Source organism: Klebsiella sp. JB_Kp042 (assembly GCF_040065275.1).
GTDB classification, from domain to species: Bacteria; Pseudomonadota; Gammaproteobacteria; order Enterobacterales; family Enterobacteriaceae; genus Klebsiella; species Klebsiella quasipneumoniae.
In genome coordinates, this window is record NZ_JBEAJL010000117.1 from 94,492 (window position 1) to 113,316 (window position 18,825).

The 18,825-nt window shown below is 59.6% G+C and carries 20 protein-coding genes; 10 read left to right on the top strand and 10 right to left on the bottom strand.

The genetic code is table 11. The features are described from left to right. The first annotated feature begins 19 nt into the window (after window positions 1-19). From yebS to ABLV54_RS26265, 5 genes are all read left to right on the top strand, one after another. Window positions 20-1,303, top strand: coding sequence for a membrane integrity lipid transport subunit YebS (yebS, locus tag ABLV54_RS26245; protein ID WP_032428915.1), 1,284 nt, complete (start codon window positions 20-22; stop codon window positions 1,301-1,303). Beyond that, a complete protein-coding gene (locus ABLV54_RS26250; RefSeq protein WP_017900210.1) occupies window positions 1,272-3,905 on the top strand; it encodes a PqiB family protein in 2,634 nt (877 codons plus the stop codon). Before yebS ends, ABLV54_RS26250 begins: the two co-directional genes overlap by 32 nt. 129 nt (window positions 3,906-4,034) lie before the next feature. After that, window positions 4,035-5,465, top strand: coding sequence for a 16S rRNA (cytosine(1407)-C(5))-methyltransferase RsmF (gene rsmF, locus ABLV54_RS26255; protein WP_226564018.1), 1,431 nt, complete (start codon window positions 4,035-4,037; stop codon window positions 5,463-5,465). A 115-nt stretch (window positions 5,466-5,580) separates the two neighbouring features. After that, entirely contained in the window at window positions 5,581-5,820 is a 240-nt protein-coding gene (locus ABLV54_RS26260; protein WP_002911393.1) for a YebV family protein, read from the top strand. A gap of 97 nt (window positions 5,821-5,917) precedes the next feature. Then, window positions 5,918-6,109, top strand: coding sequence for a YebW family protein (locus tag ABLV54_RS26265; RefSeq protein WP_002911395.1), 192 nt, complete (start codon window positions 5,918-5,920; stop codon window positions 6,107-6,109). Here ABLV54_RS26265 and pphA read toward each other — a convergent pair. Then, window positions 6,106-6,759, bottom strand: coding sequence for a protein-serine/threonine phosphatase (pphA, locus tag ABLV54_RS26270; RefSeq protein ID WP_023290232.1), 654 nt, complete (start codon window positions 6,757-6,759; stop codon window positions 6,106-6,108). The genes ABLV54_RS26265 and pphA overlap by 4 nt on opposite strands. A gap of 156 nt (window positions 6,760-6,915) precedes the next feature. Between pphA and ABLV54_RS26275 the strand changes: the two genes are divergently transcribed. Further along, window positions 6,916-7,884, top strand: coding sequence for a VirK/YbjX family protein (locus tag ABLV54_RS26275; protein ID WP_072413392.1), 969 nt, complete (start codon window positions 6,916-6,918; stop codon window positions 7,882-7,884). A 103-nt stretch (window positions 7,885-7,987) separates the two neighbouring features. Continuing rightward, window positions 7,988-8,131 (top strand): Ecr family regulatory small membrane protein, encoded by a 144-nt coding sequence (locus ABLV54_RS26280; RefSeq protein WP_032425946.1) that lies wholly within the window; start codon window positions 7,988-7,990, stop codon window positions 8,129-8,131. Between the two features lie 638 nt (window positions 8,132-8,769). Here ABLV54_RS26280 and ABLV54_RS26285 read toward each other — a convergent pair. Genes ABLV54_RS26285 through yobA form a run of 3 tightly spaced genes read right to left on the bottom strand, consistent with a single transcriptional unit; the run spans window position 8,770 to window position 10,372 of the window. Next, window positions 8,770-9,108 carry a YebY family protein gene (locus tag ABLV54_RS26285; protein ID WP_002911404.1) on the bottom strand — a complete coding sequence of 113 codons (339 nt, stop codon included), beginning with the start codon at window positions 9,106-9,108 and terminating at the stop codon, window positions 8,770-8,772. Between the two features lie 16 nt (window positions 9,109-9,124). Next, window positions 9,125-9,994 (bottom strand): copper homeostasis membrane protein CopD, encoded by an 870-nt coding sequence (copD, locus tag ABLV54_RS26290; RefSeq protein WP_226564020.1) that lies wholly within the window; start codon window positions 9,992-9,994, stop codon window positions 9,125-9,127. 3 nt (window positions 9,995-9,997) lie between these two features. After that, on the bottom strand, window positions 9,998-10,372 hold the full coding sequence (gene yobA, locus ABLV54_RS26295) for a CopC domain-containing protein YobA (RefSeq protein WP_032453372.1): 375 nt from the start codon (window positions 10,370-10,372) through the stop codon (window positions 9,998-10,000). A 112-nt stretch (window positions 10,373-10,484) separates the two neighbouring features. On the opposite strand from yobA, the gene ABLV54_RS26300 reads away from it, so the two are divergent. Then, a complete protein-coding gene (locus tag ABLV54_RS26300; RefSeq protein WP_002911406.1) occupies window positions 10,485-10,715 on the top strand; it encodes a DNA polymerase III subunit theta in 231 nt (76 codons plus the stop codon). Between the two features lie 78 nt (window positions 10,716-10,793). Continuing rightward, a complete protein-coding gene (gene exoX, locus ABLV54_RS26305) occupies window positions 10,794-11,453 on the top strand; it encodes an exodeoxyribonuclease X (RefSeq protein WP_048297810.1) in 660 nt (219 codons plus the stop codon). Between the two features lie 3 nt (window positions 11,454-11,456). Here the strand turns inward: exoX and ptrB are convergent, their stop codons facing one another. The 4 genes from ptrB to ABLV54_RS26325 form a co-directional block, all read right to left on the bottom strand. After that, window positions 11,457-13,517 (bottom strand): oligopeptidase B, encoded by a 2,061-nt coding sequence (gene ptrB, locus ABLV54_RS26310; RefSeq protein ID WP_048297811.1) that lies wholly within the window; start codon window positions 13,515-13,517, stop codon window positions 11,457-11,459. Between the two features lie 120 nt (window positions 13,518-13,637). Continuing rightward, complete coding sequence (locus ABLV54_RS26315; RefSeq protein ID WP_048336014.1) at window positions 13,638-14,297, bottom strand: tellurite resistance TerB family protein; 660 nt, start codon at window positions 14,295-14,297, stop codon at window positions 13,638-13,640. A gap of 60 nt (window positions 14,298-14,357) precedes the next feature. Beyond that, window positions 14,358-14,501, bottom strand: a complete 144-nt coding sequence (locus ABLV54_RS26320; protein ID WP_348814251.1) for a hypothetical protein — start codon at window positions 14,499-14,501, stop codon at window positions 14,358-14,360. Beyond that, window positions 14,501-14,848 (bottom strand): YebG family protein, encoded by a 348-nt coding sequence (locus ABLV54_RS26325; protein WP_226566172.1) that lies wholly within the window; start codon window positions 14,846-14,848, stop codon window positions 14,501-14,503. Before ABLV54_RS26325 ends, ABLV54_RS26320 begins: the two co-directional genes overlap by 1 nt. 135 nt (window positions 14,849-14,983) lie before the next feature. On the opposite strand from ABLV54_RS26325, the gene purT reads away from it, so the two are divergent. Beyond that, the gene (purT, locus tag ABLV54_RS26330) at window positions 14,984-16,162 is read left to right on the top strand and encodes a formate-dependent phosphoribosylglycinamide formyltransferase (RefSeq protein ID WP_048297814.1); all 1,179 of its coding nucleotides are present in this window, start codon (window positions 14,984-14,986) and stop codon (window positions 16,160-16,162) included. Between the two features lie 58 nt (window positions 16,163-16,220). Here the strand turns inward: purT and ABLV54_RS26335 are convergent, their stop codons facing one another. Both ABLV54_RS26335 and edd read right to left on the bottom strand, forming a co-directional pair. Further along, window positions 16,221-16,862, bottom strand: coding sequence for a bifunctional 4-hydroxy-2-oxoglutarate aldolase/2-dehydro-3-deoxy-phosphogluconate aldolase (locus ABLV54_RS26335; protein ID WP_002911423.1), 642 nt, complete (start codon window positions 16,860-16,862; stop codon window positions 16,221-16,223). Window positions 16,863-16,900: 38 nt separating this feature from the next. After that, window positions 16,901-18,712, bottom strand: a complete 1,812-nt coding sequence (gene edd, locus ABLV54_RS26340; RefSeq protein ID WP_023290242.1) for a phosphogluconate dehydratase — start codon at window positions 18,710-18,712, stop codon at window positions 16,901-16,903. Window positions 18,713-18,825 lie beyond the last annotated feature (113 nt).

Here is an 18,825-nt window from a genome sequence, read left to right on the forward strand (position 1 = left end):
TCATTCCTGTACGTATTAAATGCCGATAAAAACATCCACCCTTAAGCCTGCGAATAAGATGGTCGTGCATGCCGTGAGCACACCGCTTCCCTATGCGCATTATCAGCGCTGTACGCAGTGTGACATGCTCTTTCGCTTACCGGTGCTTAAACGCAACCAAAGCGCCTGGTGTCCGCGCTGTAACGCGAAGGTGCGCGATGGCCGCGACTGGTCGTTGACCCGTCTGGGCAGCATGGCCCTGGCGATGCTGCTGTTAATGCCCTTTGCCTGGTCCGAACCCCTGCTGCGTCTTCACCTGCTGGGGGTTCGCATTGACGCCAACGTCCTGCATGGAATTTGGCAGATGACCGCGCAGGGCGACCCGCTTACCGCCGCGATGGTGCTGTTTTGCGCGGTGGTCGCCCCGGTGCTGCTGGTGGTTTCGATTAGCTATCTGTGGCTGGGCAACGTGCTGGGGATGAACCTGCGTCCGGTGCTGCTTATGCTCGGTAAGCTCAAGGAGTGGGTCATGCTGGATATCTATCTGGTGGGCATCGGCGTCGCCTCCATCAAGGTGCAGGATTACGCCTTTCTGCAGCCCGGCATCGGCCTCGTGGCATTTATCTCCCTGACGCTGCTGAGCATCCTGACGCTTATCCATATGAACGTCGAAGAGCTGTGGGAGCGATTCTATCCCGAACGGCCGGCGACCCGCGCCGATAACAATCTGCAGGTGTGCACCGGCTGCCACTACACCGGCTACCGCGACGCCCGCGGCCGCTGCCGGCGCTGCCACACGCCGCTGCACCATCGCCGACCGCAGAGCCTGCAGCGCAGCTGGGCGGCGCTGATTGCCTCGCTGATTTTGCTCTTACCGGCCAACCTGCTGCCGATCTCCATCATTTACGTTAACGGCGCGCGCCAGGAAGACACCATCCTCTCCGGGATCATCTCCCTCGCCAGCAGCAATATCGCCATCGCCGGCGTGGTGTTTATCGCCAGTATTTTGGTGCCATTCACCAAAGTTATAGTGTTATTTACCCTGCTGCTCAGCATACAATTCAAATGCGAGCAGGGGCTGCGCACCCGCATCCTGCTGCTGCGGCTGATAACCTGGATTGGCCGCTGGTCGATGCTGGATCTGTTTGTTATCTCACTCACCATGTCGCTAATCAATCGCGATCAGCTCCTCGCCTTTACGATGGGGCCGGCCGCGGTTTACTTCGGTGGCGCGGTAATTTTAACTATTCTTGCAGTTGAATGGCTGGACAGCCGCTTACTTTGGGACGCACATGAGTCAGGAAACGCCCGCTTCGCAGACTGAAGCCAGAATAAAAACCAAACGTCGTATCTCGCCATTCTGGCTGCTGCCGGTCATCGCGCTGCTGATTGCCGCCTGGCTCATCTGGACCAGCTTTGACGACCGTGGATCGACGATCACTATCGATTTCCAGTCTGCTAACGGCATCGTGCCGGGGCGGACGCCTATCCGCTATCAGGGGGTGGAAGTCGGTACCGTCCAGGACATTAGTCTCAGTAAAGACCTGAGTAAAATTGAAGTTTCCGCCAGCATCAAACGCGATATGAAAGAGGCGCTGCGCAAAGATACGCAGTTCTGGCTGGTGACGCCGAAAGCCTCTCTGGCCGGCGTGTCAGGACTGGATGCCCTGGTGGGTGGGAACTACATCGGCATGATGCCGGGCAAGGGCGAACCCGAAGATCACTTCGTCGCCCTCGACACCCAGCCCAAATACCGCATCAACAACGGCGAGCTGATGATCCACCTGCAGGCGCCCGACCTTGGCTCTCTGAGCAGCGGCTCGCTAGTCTACTTCCGTAAGATCCCGGTCGGGCGCGTGTATGACTTCACGCTGAATGACAATAACCAGGGGGTCACCATTGATGTGCTGATCGAGCGCCGGTTTACCAACCTGGTGAAAAAAGGCAGCCGTTTCTGGAACGTCTCCGGGATCAAAGCCGACGTCGGCCTGAGCGGGGCCAAAGTGCAGCTGGAGAACCTTTCCGCGCTGGTGAACGGCGCCATCGCCTTTGACTCCCCTGCCGATTCGCAGGTCGCGTCGCAAAACGATGACTATCATCTGTACGAAGACCTGGCGCACAGTCAGCGCGGGGTGGTGGTGACCCTCGACCTGCCGGACGGCGACGGCCTGAAAGCGGGCTCGACGCCGCTGATGTATCAGGGGCTGGAAGTGGGCCAGTTAAGCAAACTGAATCTTAACCCTGGCGGCAAAGTCACGGGCGAGATGACCGTCGACCCGAGCGTGGTGACCCTGCTGCGGGAGAAAACGCTGATTCAGATGAAGAAGCCGAAGATCTCCCTTGATAACCCCAGCGTCAGCGCCCTGCTCACCGGCAATACCTTTGAGCTGGTGCCCGGCGAAGGCGAACCGCGTAATCACTTCTCCGTCATGCCAGCGGATAAAGCGCTGCTGGAGGAGCCCAATGTCGCCACCGTCACCCTTTCGGCGCCGGAGAGCTACGGGATCGACGGCGGCCAGCCGCTGGTGCTGCACGGGGTGAAAGTCGGCCAGGTGCTGGAGCGCAAGCTGACGGCCAAAGGGGTGACCTTCCAGGTGGCGATTGCCCCGGAATACCGCGATCTGATTCGCGGCGACAGCAAGTTTGTGGTGAACAGTCGTCTGGACGTCAAAGTGGGGCTCGATGGCGTGCAGGTGCTGGGCGCCAGCGCCAGCGAATGGGTGAACGGCGGGATCCGGGTGATCCCGGGTGAAAAAGGCGAAATGCAGAGCAGCTATCCGCTGTATGCCAACCTCGAAAAGGCGCAGGAAAACAGCCTGAGCGAAGTGCCGACCACCACCCTGAGCCTCTCCGCTGAGACGCTGCCTGACGTTCAGGCTGGCTCGGTGGTGCTGTATCGTAAATTCGCCGTCGGCGAGATCATCGCCGTCAAACCGCGCAAAGACGCTTTCGATATCGATCTGCATATCAAGCCGGAGTACCGCTACCTGCTGACAAACAACAGCGTCTTCTGGGCGGAAGGGGGTGCGAAGGTCAAACTTGACGGCAACGGGCTCACCGTTCAGGCCTCGCCGCTGGCCCGCGCCATTAAAGGAGCGATCAGTTTCGATAACCTCAACGGCAGCAGCGCCAACGCGCGGCTGAATAATAAACGCATCCTTTACGCTTCTGAAACGGCGGCGCGCGCCGTGGGCGGCCAGATCACCCTGCACGCGTTTGACGCCGGGAAGATGGCGGCCGGGATGCCGATTCGCTATCTCGGCATTGATATCGGTCAGATCCAGTCCCTGGAGCTGATCACCGCCAAAAACGAGGTGCAGGCGAAAGCCGTGCTTTACCCGGAATACGTCGGCACGTTTGCCCGCGCCGGGACTCGCTTTTCGGTGATCACCCCGCAGATCTCCGCAGCAGGCGTGGAGCATCTCGATACCCTGTTCCAGTCCTATATTAACGTTGAGCCCGGACGCGGCCCGGCGCGTCGCGACTTTGAGATTCAGGATACGACGATCAGCGACTCGCGCTATATCGACGGTCTGAATATCGTGGTGGAAGCGCCGGAGGCCGGATCGCTTGGCATCGGTACGCCGGTGCTATTCCGCGGCCTGGAAGTCGGGACGGTGACCGGTCTGTCGCTGGGATCGATGTCTGACCGGGTCATGGTTAAGATGCGCATCAGCAAGCGCTACCAGTACCTGGTGCGCAATAACTCGGTGTTCTGGCTGGCCTCAGGTTACAGCCTCGACTTCGGCCTGGTTGGCGGCGTGGTGAAAACCGGGACCTTCAATCAGTTTATCCGCGGCGGGATCGCCTTTGCCACGCCGCCGGGTACGCCGCTGGCGCCGAAAGCCCAGGACGGCAAGCACTTCCTGCTGCTGGAGAGCGAGCCGAAAGAGTGGCGGGAGTGGGGCACCGCCCTGCCGCAGTAATCCTCGCCTCCCCTTCTCCCGCCCCGGCAAACGCCGGAGGCGGGCAGACGACAAACCGCACGCCCCGGTGTCCTGCACCGGGGCGTTTGTGCTAAACTGCGCACCCTTTTTTTCTGTGGTGCGCTGCCCGTGGCCGAAAATACTGTCTATTTCCCTGAAGCGTTTCTCGCTCAAATGCGCGCGGCGATGCCGGCGCACCTCTCTTTCGACGACTTTATCGCCGCCTGTCAGCGCCCGCTACGCCGTAGTATTCGCATCAATACGCTGAAAATTAGCGTCGATGATTTCCTCTCTCTGGTCGCGCCCTATGGCTGGCAGCTGACGCCGGTCCCCTGGTGTGAGGAGGGATTCTGGATCGAACGGGACGACGATGCGCTGCCGCTGGGCAGCACTGCCGAACACCTCAGCGGGCTGTTCTATATTCAGGAAGCAAGCTCAATGCTGCCGGTCGCCGCCCTGTTCGCCGACAACCCGCAGCCTGAACGGGTCATGGACGTTGCCGCCGCCCCGGGGTCGAAAACCACCCAGATCGCCGCCCGGATGGGCAATGCGGGCGGCATCCTGGCGAATGAGTTCTCCGCCAGCCGGGTGAAAGTGCTGCATGCCAACATCAGCCGCTGCGGCATCAGCAACGTCGCCCTGACCCATTTCGACGGCCGGGTGTTTGGCGCGGCATTGCCCGAAGCCTTCGACGCCATTCTGCTTGATGCCCCCTGCTCCGGCGAAGGGGTGGTACGCAAAGATGCGGACGCGCTGAAAAACTGGTCGCCGGAGAGCAACCTCGACATCGCTGCCACCCAGCGCGAACTTATCGACAGCGCTTTCCATGCCCTGCGCCCTGGCGGGACGCTGGTCTATTCGACCTGCACCCTGAACCGCGAAGAAAATCAGTCAATCATTCACTGGCTGCTGTCCCGTTACCCGCAGGCGGTAGAGATCCAGCCGCTGGGAGCGCTGTTTCCCGGCGCGGCCGATGCCCTAACCGCGGAGGGATTTCTGCATGTCTTCCCGCAGATCTACGATTGTGAAGGCTTCTTTGTCGCTCGCCTGCGCAAGACTGCGGCGATCGATCCGCTCCCGGCGCCGGGCTATAAGGTCGGCAAGTTCCCGTTTGTCCCGCTGAAGGGCCGGGAAGCCGCCGCGGCGACCGCCGCCGCACGCGCTGCCGGCCTGGAATGGGACGCGAGCCACACGCTGTGGCAACGAGATAAAGAGCTATGGCTGTTTCCGCAGTCTATGGAGCCTCTGTTTGGTCGGGTGCGGTTTTCGCGCATTGGCGTGCGCCTGGCGGAGCTGCACAATAAGGGTTATCGCTGGCAGCATGAGGCGGTTATTGCCTTTGCCGCGCCGCAGCGCGCCTTCGAGCTGACGCTGGAGGAGGCGGAAGCGTGGTATCGCGGACGCGATGTCTATCCACAAACCCCGCCAGCGCAGGACGAAGCCATTGTGACCTTCCAGGGCGTGCCGCTGGGCCTGGCCAAGCGCGTCGGCTCCCGTCTGAAGAACAGTTATCCGCGCGAGCTGGTACGCGATGGGAAACTTTTTGCCGGCAAGGTGTGACACCGCGCAAAAAATACGCACTTTTTGACTGGCGGTTTTCCCCCCATTGACTACGCTGAAAAATGACGGCCGCAACTGGTCGTACCACAACTCAGCTGAAAAATGGGGTGAAGCGATGAGTAAAACCAATGTCCGCATCGGCGCGTTTGAGATAGACGATGCCGAACTGCATGGTGAACATCAGGGTGAGCGAACGTTAAGCATTCCCTGCAAATCCGATCCAGATTTATGTATGCAGCTTGACGCCTGGGATGCCGATACCAGCGTTCCCGCGATTCTCAATGGTGAACATTCCGTCCTCTACCGTAAACATTACGACCGCCAGTCCGATGCCTGGGTCATGCGCCTTGCCTGACACCAATGAACCCGTCGCCTGAGACGGGTTATTTATTTCCCCGTCCCGCCGTCATCCCCTACACTAAAGAGTATGTGCCCCCGGACATGAGGCCAGGATGTTTGCCTTAGTGTTGTTTATTTGCTATCTGGATGGCGGCTGCGAGGACATCGTGGTTGACGTCTACCGCGAGGAAACGCAGTGCCTGGTGGCGATGGAAGATCAGCGGATCCGCCACGGCGGCTGCTACCCGATAGAAGATTTTATTGACGGCTTCTGGCAACCCGCCAGCGAATACAGTGACTTTTAGCCTGCCGACTGCAGCGCCACCAGGGTCAGCGTGCCGCCGAACACGGCGCCGGTGTCAATATAGTGTTGATTGTCGTAGTCACAACGCGCGCGAAGCGGCGTATGGCCAAACCAGAAATGGTCAGCCCCGGCGATAGCGCCATGACGCCCCGCCAGATGTTCACTCAGACGATGGCGGCTCCACAGGACCCGCTGGGGATCCACCGGCTGCTGCCAGCGATAGACCGGCGCCGGGTAATCGGCATGGGCGATCACATGCCGCGCCTTTGCGCACTCCACTTCAATAATCAACGGCAGCCGCTGGCAGCGCGCCAGCAGCCGATCGACGTCAGCCCGCTGCCGCACGTTGCTCCGGGCGTACCAGTCGCCGCCGTTCATCTGCCAGAGCGTCATATCTCCGCTCTCCAGCGCCTCCAGCGCCATCTGCTCATGATTCCCGCGCACGGCCCTGAACCAGCGGCTGCGCAACAGGCCGAGACAGTCAGCGCTTTGCGGCCCGCGATCGATCAGATCGCCAACCGAGATCAGCAGATCGGCCCAGGGATCAAAGCGCAGCCGGCGCAGGCGCTCCATCAGCAGCGCAAAGCAGCCATGCAGATCGCCCATCAGCCAGATATTACGCCAGTCGCTGCCATTAATACGCTGATACATATAATTACCTCTCTGCCGTAATTATAGGTAATTCCAGCTTACAGCCGCTGTTTTTTATTTACACCTCAATCGATTTTAAACAAACCGCAAATATAGTCGGCCAGAGCATTAAGCTTATCAGTGCCTCGCTTTAAAATAGCAGGAAATAACAACGAGGTGTTTATCGTGACAGACAATAGCCTGCATTCATCCAGCGTGCTTACGCCGCGCTCGCATCTCATTGCCGATCTGGTGATGGGCAGATTAACACCCGCACCTATCTGGCGGCAGAAAAATTACCGCTTTAAGTTTCTGCTGCGCACGGCGTTATTTTATAGCCCTACCAAAGCGATGCTGGAGGCGCTGAGCGCTCGTGACGATTTTAACCAGCTGCTGACGGCGCAGGCGACGCTGCCGGGGAAAGTGCACCGTCAATATTTGACGCGCGATCTCAACGCCTGGCAGCGGGCGATGGCGGTCATAAGCCATTATCGCTATGTCGATACCCTGCGCGGGTCACGGCTGGCGCATGCCATGACCGCGGTGTGCGAGGTCCCGTTGCTGACGCTCAATGGAAAGGATGAACGCCAGTTTACCCTCTCGGCCTCTTCGGCCGGGAAAGCCGAGCGTGAGGGTGAAACCACCCTATGGCTGCGCGACAGCGACCATACCCTGCTGGCCAGCGCGACCTTCAGCGTGACCCGGGAGGGCGACGCCTGGCAGCTGGTCATCGGCGGTTTACAGGGACCGCGACGCCACGTTTCTCATGAGGTAATCAAGCAGGCGACCCGCGCCTGCTACGGTCTGTTCCCGAAGCGCCTGCTGCTGGAGTTTATCTGGCTGCTGGCCGCTCGCAGCCATATCGCGGCGATTTACGGCGTCAGCGATAACGGCCATGTGTTCCGCGCCCTGCGCTATCGCCTGAGCAAGGGGCGCCATTTCCACGCCAGCTATGACGAGTTCTGGCAATCCATCGACGGCAAGCCGGAAAGCCTCTGGCGCTGGCAGCTACCGCTGCGTCTGGAAAGAAAACCGCTGGAGAGCATCGCCAGTAAAAAACGGGCCGAATACCGACGTCGATTCCAGCTGCTGGATCAGCTGGCGGAGCAGGTGGCAATATTGACGCAGCCGCTGCCGGGCATGTAAATTTCGCGACCAGCGAACCCGCCCCGTTACGCAGCGTTTGCTTATTATGTTCTTATTTCGCTACTATCATGGTCCCGCAGGCCATTGGATAGTCGTTAGCATGATGAGTAAAACCGAAATTTTTCTGCTGATTATTCTGGCGGTCGTGCTGCTGGGCAGCATATGGTTTATTTTCAGCGATGAAATTTGGCTTTTACTCTGCTATCTGGAGAGTCAGATATTTCCCACCTTCAGCGTTCCGGAATAATACTGTTTGCCCGAAACTACACCTCTGAATATTATTTCCCGCCACGTAGTGGGGCGCGGACGACTAATCGCATGAATTGCCAAATCAATAAGGTTTTGTTTATTCTATTTATCATACAAATAGCTATACTAGCAGACTTCCGATGTTGGCCCGCCAGTTAACCTGCACGCCGGGCCTGTTTAGGTGCAGGTTTTTCTTTTCCTCTCCCCTCGCTTACGGTTCCGCCTTCCCCATATCGTTCTTCCGCAGGATGCAATTTGTGTGTAAATGAATTGTGTATGCTAAAAACGGTGTGCTATAACGGGACATCCAGAGGCCAGCCTGGTGATTGACTGACAGGATGTCGCTGGTCATCGCGAAAGCAGACAGATTAAGATAAAAAGAGACCGAATACGATTCCTGTATTCGGTCCAGGGAAATGGCTCTTGGGAGAGAGCCGTGCGCTAAAAGTTGGCATTAATGCAGGCTAAGTCGCCTTGCACTATAAGAATAGTTTAACGCGTCAGCTTTTCCAGTCTGCGGCCAATGTGGCCGAATAATTCCTGGAAAAGAGGGCGCTGTTAGCGAAAAAACCGCCACTGCCGTTGTCCGGCAAGGGCGGTTTTTTTTATGTCATTACAGCGAGATAGCGTGAAAATCTAGCAGAGCTTCTGCGCGCGCTCGATAAACGGCGCGAGGCTCATTTTTTGCCCAGGGTGCTGCGGATCGTCGATCTGGATCACCGAGATCGGCTGGGCAGTGGTTTTGCCGGCTTTGACCTGCTGCTCAGCCACCTCATTGAGCGGATACTGGACCAGGGTGCTCGGGTTGATAGCGTAGAGGGCATTGCCCGGACGACAGGTCAACATCACCTCTTCACGGTTGAACGCCCAGCTCTCCTTTCCTACCTCAAAGCGGCTCACGGTGATAATTTGCGGCGCCGCCAGAGCAGCGCCGGAGCTTGCCAGTAACAACATGGTCAGAACAATTTTTTTCATGATTTTGCCAGTTAATTCAATAAGGTTCCCAGGTGGCAAACAGGCTGACGGCCAGCAGCGCCAGCGCGCCCAGCCCTATCTCGGCCTGCGTGGTTCGCAGGATCAGGCTTTCCGCCCGCGAACCGTTTGCCGACATGCGCGGTACCAGAACATACCTGTTCACTAACGCAATTACCACCATCCCGGCCACCAGCGCACATTTGATCAACAGCAGACGTCCCCAGGGCGATGCGCCAATCAATCCTCCCTGGATCAACAGCGCATTGATCGCCCCGCTGGCAAGGGTGCCGGCGACGGCCAGATGCCCGTAGCGTGAAAAGCGCGCCATGGTATAGACCGCGGCCTGCCGCCAGCGCCCCTGCGCCAGGCGCAGGCAATAGATAAAGGGCAACAGGCCGCCGAACCAGCTGGCAACGCAGAAGAGGTGGATAGCATGATTAGTCCGCTGCAGGGCGCCGAGTAAACCATCATGCATGGCGGCATGCCCTACCCCAGCGGAAAGCAGCAGCTGAGCCGCCAGCAGGGCCACCAGCTGGCGAGCGCCGTGGCGGGGACGGATCCACACCACGGCGAGGGCGATCCACGCCAGCAGGATCTGCCAGATCCACACCCCGCCGAAGCGGGTACCCGCCACCGCCTGCCAGACGGCGGGTTGCCAGACATCCGCCCAGCCCTCGCCCATCATTCCCCCCTGCAGCAGATACAGCGCCAGGGTAGAGAGCGCGCCGATCAGCAGCAGCGGGCGCAACAGCGGATAGAAGCGCAGCATCAGTACGCGTCGCAGCGGCACCGGCGCCCACCAGGCGCCATACAGCACGCAGCCAAAAGCCAGCATCAGGGCGATAAAATGCCCAAAACGCAGGGTAATATAGAGCCCGGTCAGCATCGCTTACTTCACGCTAAAGGTGTATTGCCCTTTGGTTTTATGGCCATCCACTGAAACTACATGCCATGCCACAGTGTATTCTCCCGGCCGCAAGGTTTCCGCCACAGGCACGGTGACCTGGGTGGGATTGTCGGCGCTGCGGGTCAGTTTGCCGGTGGCCACCGCATGCTGCTGCGGACCGGTGACGGACACCCCGCTGAACGCGGGTTCAATGCCTTCGGAGAAACTGAGCGTCAGCGTCTGCGGAGAAGCCGCCAGCTGCGCGCCGGCGGCGGGGATCTGCTGCTGCAGGTGAGCGTGGGCGAGCGCGCCCGTCGCGGTTAATAGCCCGGCAAACGCAACGGAGAGGCGCATCGCGCGTCCAGCAAGAAGTCGCATATTCGTCATTCCCTTTTGTTATGTCTGTAGCACAGAGAATAACCCTGTATAATGGCAGAGTCGAGCCGGGCGTCAGGCCCTGACCGGGTTTACAAGCAGAGTGGAGTGTATGATGGAAAGAAATCTGGCCAAAATTTCGCAAGATGAGATGGATAAAGTCAACGTCGATCTCGCCGCCGCCGGCGTCGCCTTTAAAGAGCGGTATAATATGCCGGTGGTCGCTGATTTGGTCGAGCGTGAACAGCCCGCCCATCTGCGCGACTGGTTCCGCGAACGACTGATCGCCCATCGGCTGGCCTCCGTCTCGCTGTCCCGCCTGCCCTGGGAGCCGAAACAGAAATAATGCCTACTTCCCCCCTCACCGTCGGTTGGCAAGCCCAGCCAATTACTTTACGCTTATTGTTTTGCTCTGGAGCGAGCCATGCTGCGCGTCATTGATACCGAAACCTGCGGACTGCAGGGGGGCATCGTTGAAGTCGCCTCGGTCGACATTGTCAACGGGCAGATCACCAATCCCATGAGCCATCTGGTGCGTCCTGACCGCCCCATCAGCCCGCAGGCGATGGCTATCCACCGGATTACCGAAGAGATGGTCGCCGATAAGCCGTGGATTGAGGAGATTATTCCGCACTATCATGGCAGCCCGTGGTATGTCGCGCATAACGCCAGTTTCGATCGTCGGGTGTTACCGGAGATGCATGGCGAGTGGATCTGTACCATGAAGCTGGCCCGCCGGCTGTGGCCGGGCATCAAATACAGTAATATGGGGCTCTATAAATCACGTAAGCTGAACGTGGCCACGCCGCCGGGGCTGCATCACCACCGGGCGCTGTATGACTGTTATATCACCGCTGCGCTGCTGCTGGATATCATCAACGTTTCCGGCTGGACGCCTGACGAAATGGCCGATATCACCGGTCGGCCGGCGCTGCTCACCACCTTCACCTTCGGCAAATACCGCGGTAAAGCCGTCGCCGAGATTGCTGAAAACGATCCAGGCTATCTGCGCTGGTTATTCAACAATCTCGACCGCATGAGCCCCGAGCTGCGCCTCACGCTCAAGCATTACCTCGGGGAATAGCCCCTACACTGCCGCTTTCCCCGGCAGTGTCCCCTGCGCCAGGGCGATGAAAAAGGCGTACTCCAGCGCCACCCCCTCATAGCTTTTAAAGCGCCCGGATTTTCCGCCATGGCCGGAGTCCATATCGGTGCAGAGCAGCAGCAGGTTATCGTCGGTTTTCAGTTCACGCAGTTTCGCCACCCACTTCGCCGGCTCCCAGTATTGCACCTGTGAATCGTGCAGCCCGGTGGTCACCAGCATATGCGGATACGCCTGCGCCTTCACGCCGTCGTAGGGGCTGTAGCTTTTCATGTAGTGGTAATAGGTTTCATCCTGCGGGTTCCCCCACTCTTCAAATTCGCCGGTCGTCAGCGGAATGGTCTCATCCAGCATGGTGGTCACCACGTCGACGAACGGCACCTGAGCTATTACGCCGTGGAACAGCTCTGGACGCTCGTTAACGGCCACCCCCATCAGCATCCCGCCGGCGCTGCCGCCCATGCCATAGCAGAGCCGCGGGTCGCCGTACCCCTGGGCCAGCAGCGCGTCGCAGACGTCCAGATAGTCGTTGAAGGTATTTTTCTTACACAGGAATTTACCGTCCTCATACCACTGCTGCCCCAGCTCGCCGCCGCCGCGAACGTGGGCGATAGCGTAGACAAAGCCCCGGTTGAGCAGGCTCAGCCGGCTGGCGCTGAAATCGGCATCGATACTGTCGCCATAGGAGCCATAGCCATAGACCAGCAGCGGATTGCTCCCTTTACGAAAATGGTCGCGATGATAGACCAGCGAGACCGGCACTTCGACGCCATCACGGGCGGTTACCCACAGGTGCTCGCTCTGATAGCAGCGGGTGTCCAGCCCCTTCACCTCCTGCTGCTTGATCACCCGTCGTTCGCCGGTATCCATGTCCAGCTCAAACAGGGTGTCGGGCGTGGTCATCGAGGAGTAGCCGTAGCGCAGGCGCGACGTTTCAGGCTCCGGGTTATAGGCAAGCCAGGTGACATAGGCCGGATCGTCAAAGGCGATCCCTACCACCTCCCGGGTCCTGCGGTTAATCTGCCGCAAACTGGTCAGGCCGCGCTGACGCTCCTCGACGACCAGCCAGTCGGTAAACAGGGTAAATCCTTCGAGCATTACGTCGTGACGCGGCGGGATCAGCGTGGTCCACTGCTCTTCATCGCGCAGCACGGTACGGTAGAGGCCAAAATTCTTCCCCTCCCGGTTGGATCGCAGATAAAAAGCGTGCTGATAGTGATCGAGGCTATATTCATGATCTTTACGCCGCGGCAGGAAGCAGACCGGTTCGGCGTCTGGCAGTTCGGCGTTGAGCAGCAGCACTTCGCTGGTGGTGGCGCTGGAGAGATAGATCACCACGAACTGCTGGGATGTGGTTTTATGCACGCTGACGTAGAAGGTCTCATCTTTTTCCTCATAGACCAGCGCGTCGCTCTGCGCCGGCGTCCCGACGGTGTGGCGCCAGACCTGATAAGGAAGCAGTGTGGTGGGATGTTTACGCACATACCACACAAAGCGTGAATCGTTGCTCCAGGCAAAGCCGGAGGTGACATTTTCTAGGGTCTCCGGATACCACTCGCCGTTGCTGAGATCGCAAAAGCGCAGCCCGTACTGGCGGCGGGAGAGATAATCTTCCGCCACCGCCATCAGCTGGTTGTTGGGCGCAATGCCCAGCCCGCCCAGGGTGTAAAACTCGCTTTTCGCCGCCCGCTGGTTGGCATCAAGCAGGATCTCCCACTCGTCCCACTCCTCTTTCAGCACCGACTGGCGCTGGTAGATAGCGTATTCGCAGCCCGGCTCGTACACCTGACGATAGCGAAAGCCGTTTTTGCTGTAGGGGGCCGAGACTTCCCGCTGCGGAATGCGGTCGATAATCTCTTTCAGCAGACGCTCCTGCAGGCTGAGCTGCGAATCCATCACTTGCTTGCCGTAGGCGTTTTCCGCGTGCAGATATTCCAGCACATCAGGCCGCGCGCGTTCATCGTCGCGCAGCCAGTAATAGTTATCGATGCGTGTATCGCCATGCAAGGTCATGGCGTGAGGGATCCGTTTGGCTTTAGGTGGCATGTTATTCTTCTGCTGCTTTTTCGTGACACAAGAGCATTCAGGCCGCAGGGTGGCGCCTGAATGATGACGTGTCTATAAGGGTGGCAAAAGACGCGGGCGATGCAAGCGAAACGTGATAATTTAAACGCTTAGCGCCTGTTTTTGTGACTGGATATCCTGTTCGATGTCGGCCCGGACATCTTTTGGCAACGCCAGGGCCTCACCCAGGGCGTTGAGATAGCTGCGCTCCATAAAGTGGTCGATATCGATCACCGCGCAGCTGACGTAGTAGATCTCCAGCGCCTCCTGCGGGTCAACGATGCCCTCGGCGAGACGCTGCGGATCCAGCGGCTGAGCCAGCGCCTGGTCAATCAGCACCCGCGCCTGAACGTCAATATTGGCTTCCCGAAGCTGGGCTTCAATCCTCGCCCGCTCGTGATCGTCGATATGCCCATCGCTTTTGGCGGCAAACACCAGGGCGGTGATCAGCCGCACGCTGCGCGGATCGACATCCGCCGGCGCCGCAGCCGTCTCTGGTGTCGGGGCGGGCGTGTTCTGAGCGCGCATTTTCTGCTGATACTTGTTCCACAACACGGTACCCGCCACTGCCCCACCGCCAGCCAGCAGCGCGCTGGTGCCATATTTCGCCAGCAGCTTGCGTGACGATTTGCTGGCCACCAACAGCCCTGCCAGCCCGCCGATGGCGCCGGGCAGCAGGGCGCTCCCTTTTGACGATTCGCCGGACGGCGACGCGCCCTGCTGTCCGAGCAGCGACTGCAGTTGATTTAGCCAGTTAGCCATGGTTTTCCTCTCAGGTGACAAACACTGTTATCAGCCTAAACGACGCGATGTCAGGAAATGTTAGATATGGCTAAAGATGCGCAAAGGTGCGCGCGGCGGCGGTACCGGGTTCAGCCGACCAACCGACCAGCCCGCCAGCCCGCCAGCCCGCCAGCCCGCCAGCCCGCCAGCCCGCCAGCCCGCCAGTGGCTGACCGCCAGCCATCAGGCCGCTTTGGCTTTCCGCGTTTTGGCAGCCGGCGCGGCGGCATCTTCCGCCGGGGTAGCCTCTGCGTCCGTTGACGGCGCGGGCGCATCGTGCGCAGTCGCATCCTGCTCCGGCAGTTTGCCGGCGCGCAGGATATGCTGCAGCGCCTCTTTACGCTCCGCCAGCCACATCGCCATGGTATCGCGCTGGGCATCGTCCATTTCCAGCGACGATGCTACCAGCCAGTCATTCAGCACCTCTGCCAGATCGAGCATTTTGTCGTAAGCGTCGGCCTCTTTTTTGCTGGCAAAAGACATTTTTTCCTCACCTTCGCGGATCACCACATATTTAATTTCAACCGCCATGCTGCAGCCTCTCGATACTGTATTTTTATACAGTATAACAAATTTCACTTCCGGACTCAACTCACGCGCGTAAAGACAGACGCAAACGTTTTCGTTTATAATCGACCGCATCTTTTTTTACTGCGGAAGAGAGTTATGACTGTATTAGGCACCGCGCTGCGCCCGGCAGCCACCAAAGTTATGCTGTTAGGCTCCGGCGAGCTGGGTAAAGAAGTCGCCATTGAATGTCAGCGTCTGGGCATTGAAACTATCGCCGTCGACCGCTACCCCGATGCCCCGGCGATGCAGGTCGCCCACCGCGCCCACGTCATCAATATGCTGCACGGCGAGAGCCTGCTCGCGCTGATCGAACAGGAAAAACCTGATTACATCGTGCCGGAGATCGAAGCTATCGCCACCGATACCCTGGTAGAACTGGAGCAGGCCGGGCAGAAAGTGGTCCCCACGGCGCGGGCAGCGAAGCTCACCATGAACCGCGAAGGTATTCGCCGTCTGGCGGCGGAAGAGCTGCAGCTCCCCACCTCCAGCTACCGTTTCGCCGACAGTGAAGACGCCTTCCGCGCGGCGGTCGCGGAGATCGGCTTGCCGTGCATCGTCAAACCGGTGATGAGCTCCTCCGGTAAAGGCCAGAGCTTTATCCGCTCGGCTGACCAGCTCAGCGAAGCCTGGCGCTACGCCCAGCAGGGCGGCCGCGCCGGCGCCGGGCGGGTGATCGTCGAAGGGGTGGTGAATTTCGACTTTGAAATCACCCTGCTCACCGTCAGCGCCGTCGATGGCGTGCATTTCTGCGCCCCGGTCGGCCATCGTCAGGAAGATGGCGATTATCGTGAATCCTGGCAGCCGCAGCAGATGAGCGACCTGGCCCTTGAACGCGCTCAGGATATCGCCCGTAAGGTAGTGCTGGCGCTGGGGGGGCATGGCCTGTTCGGCGTGGAGCTGTTCGTTTGCGGCGACGAGGTGATCTTCAGCGAAGTCTCCCCGCGCCCGCACGACACCGGAATGGTGACGCTTATTTCGCAGGATCTCTCGGAATTCGCTCTGCACGTTCGCGCCTTTCTTGGGCTGCCCGTCGGCGCCATCCGCCAGTATGGCCCAGCCGCTTCCGCGGTGATCCTTCCGCAGCTGACCAGCCAGAACGTCAGCTTCGGCCAGCTGCAGTCGGCCGTCGGAGCTGGCCTGCAGCTGCGTCTGTTCGGCAAGCCGGAGATTGACGGCACCCGTCGTCTGGGGGTGACCCTCGCCGTCGCCGATTCAGTGGAAGAGGCCGTGGCGCGGGCTAAAACCGCCGCCGCGGCGGTTATCGTCGAAGGATAAATAATAAAAAAAACCGGTCGCGTTGCCGCTGACCGGGTTGTTGACCTTGAGGCGCGGTTTACTTCGCGCCTTCCACCGCTTCACGCGCCAGGGTGGTGATGCGATCGTAGTCGCCAGCTTCCAGGGCGTCGGCCGGCACCAGCCAGGAACCACCGATGCACAGCACGCTGTTCAGCGCCAGGTAATCACGGTAGTTGGCCGGGGAGATACCGCCGGTCGGGCAGAAACGAATGTGACCGAACGGACCAGCAATCGCCTGCAGCGCTTTCACGCCGCCGTTGGCTTCCGCCGGGAAAAATTTAAACTCTTTCAGACCGTACTGCATGCCCAGCATCAGCTCGGAGACGGTGCTGATCCCCGGGATCAGCGGAATAGTGCCGTCTTCGGTCGCCGCTTTCAGCAGAGATTCGGTCAGCCCCGGGCTGATAGCGAACTGCGCGCCGGCTTCTGTTACCGCTTTCAGCTGCTCGACGTTGGTAACCGTGCCCGCGCCGACAATCGCGTCCGGCACTTCTTTAGCAATCGCGCGGATCGCCTCCAGGGCGCACTCGGTGCGCAGAGTCACTTCCAGGACGCGCACGCCGCCCGCGACCAGCGCTTTCGCCATCGGTACCGCGTGTTCCAGCTTTTTCACTACGATAACCGGGACAACCGGACCGGAGGTGAGGATTGCTTCTGCTGTTGTTTTCCAGTTTTTCATCAGGATTTTCTCTCGCCAGATCTAGAAATTAAATCGTCTTAAAAAGTGATGCAGGTTGCGCCCTGCTCCGCGCCAGAGAGCTTCTCACGCAGCGCCCCAAACATCTCCCGACCGGTTCCTACGCGCGACGCGCTGAGGTCAGGGATATGCGGCTGACGCGCCGCCAGTTCGGCATCGTCCACCAGCAGCGTCAGTTCCCCCGTCTGCCCGTTCACGCGAATAAGATCGCCATCGCGCACTTTCGCCAGCAACCCACCATCATAGGCTTCAGGCGTGACATGGATGGCTGACGGGACTTTACCGGAGGCGCCAGAGAGTCGGCCATCGGTCACCAGCGCTATTTTGAAACGGCGGTCCAATAATACACCAAGTGGCGGCATAAGTTTATGTAATTCTGGCATCCCGTTCGCTTTTGGCCCCTGATGACGGACCACCACCACGCAGTCTTTGTCCAGCAGACCCGCTTCAAAGGCCGGCAACACGTCGTGCTGGCTCTCGAACACCACCGCCGGCGCTTCGATCACCTGGTTCTCTACCGGGACTGCCGAGGTTTTCATGACCGCACGGCCGAGGTTACCGCTCAGCACCTTGGTGCCGCCGTGACGGGAGAACGGTTTCTCGAAAGTCGCGATGACCTGATCGTCAAGCGGCGCCGTCGCGCCTTCCCGCCAGTCCAGCTCGCCGTTGTTGAGCCACGGCTCGAGGGTGTAGCGCGACAGGCCGAAGCCGGCGACGGTGTGAACGTCCTCATGCAGCAGGCCGCCTTTCAGCAGCTCGCGCACCAGAACCGGAACGCCGCCCGCCGCCTGGAAATGGTTGATATCCGCCGGGCCGTTGGGGTAGAGGCGCGCCAGCAGCGGCACCACGTCTGACAGGTCGGAGAAATCATCCCAGTTAATGATGATGCCCGCCGCGCGGGCCATCGCCACCAGGTGCATGGTGTGGTTGGTGGAACCGCCGGTCGCCAGCAGCGCCACAATGCCGTTGACCACCACTTTTTCGTCAAACATTTTGCCCAACGGCATCCACTCGTTGCCATTGCCGGTCATGCGGGTGACCTGGCGCGCGGCGGCGGCGGTCAGCGCTTCCCGCAGCGGGGCATCCGGATGGACGAAGGACGATCCCGGCAGCTGCATGCCCATAAACTCCACCACCATCTGGTTGGTGTTTGCCGTACCGTAGAACGTACAGGTCCCCGGAGCGTGGTAAGAAGCGGCTTCGGACTCCAGCAGCGCCATGCGGTCAACTTTGCCCTCTGCGTACAGCTGGCGAATGCGAACCTTCTCTTTATTAGGCAGGCCGCTGGCCATCGGACCGGAGGGAATAAAGACCGACGGCAGGTGGCCGAATGAGAGCGCCGCCATGGTCAGTCCGGGCACAATTTTATCGCACACGCCGAGATACAGCGCGCCATCGAACATGTTATGCGACAGGCCGATGGCCGCGGACATGGCGATCACTTCGCGACTCAGGAGAGAGAGCTCCATGCCGTCCTGTCCCTGGGTCACGCCGTCGCACATCGCCGGCACGCCGCCGGCCACCTGGCCGACCGCATTGGCGCTGTGCAGCGCTTTGCGAATGATATCCGGGTAGTGTTCGTAGGGCTGATGCGCGGACAACATATCGTTGTAGGAGGTGATGATGGCGATGTTGTTGCGCAACATGCTTTTCAGGGAGGCTTTGTCGTCGGCCTGACAGGCCGCGAAACCGTGAGCCAGATTGCCGCAGGCCAGTTGCGCACGATGCACGGTGTCGGTTTTGGCCTGGTTAATCCTTGCGAGGTAAGCCGCGCGGGTATCACGCGACCGTTCGATAATGCGATTTGTTACCCGTAACATTGTCGAATTCATAAAGGCTCCTCAAAATTTTATCTGTCCGGCCGCTGCGAGATGACGTGTTTTGGTGCCCGAAGCCACCAACACCAGCGCTCAGGGGCAAAATGTCTGTAGGCAGTGTAATAAAA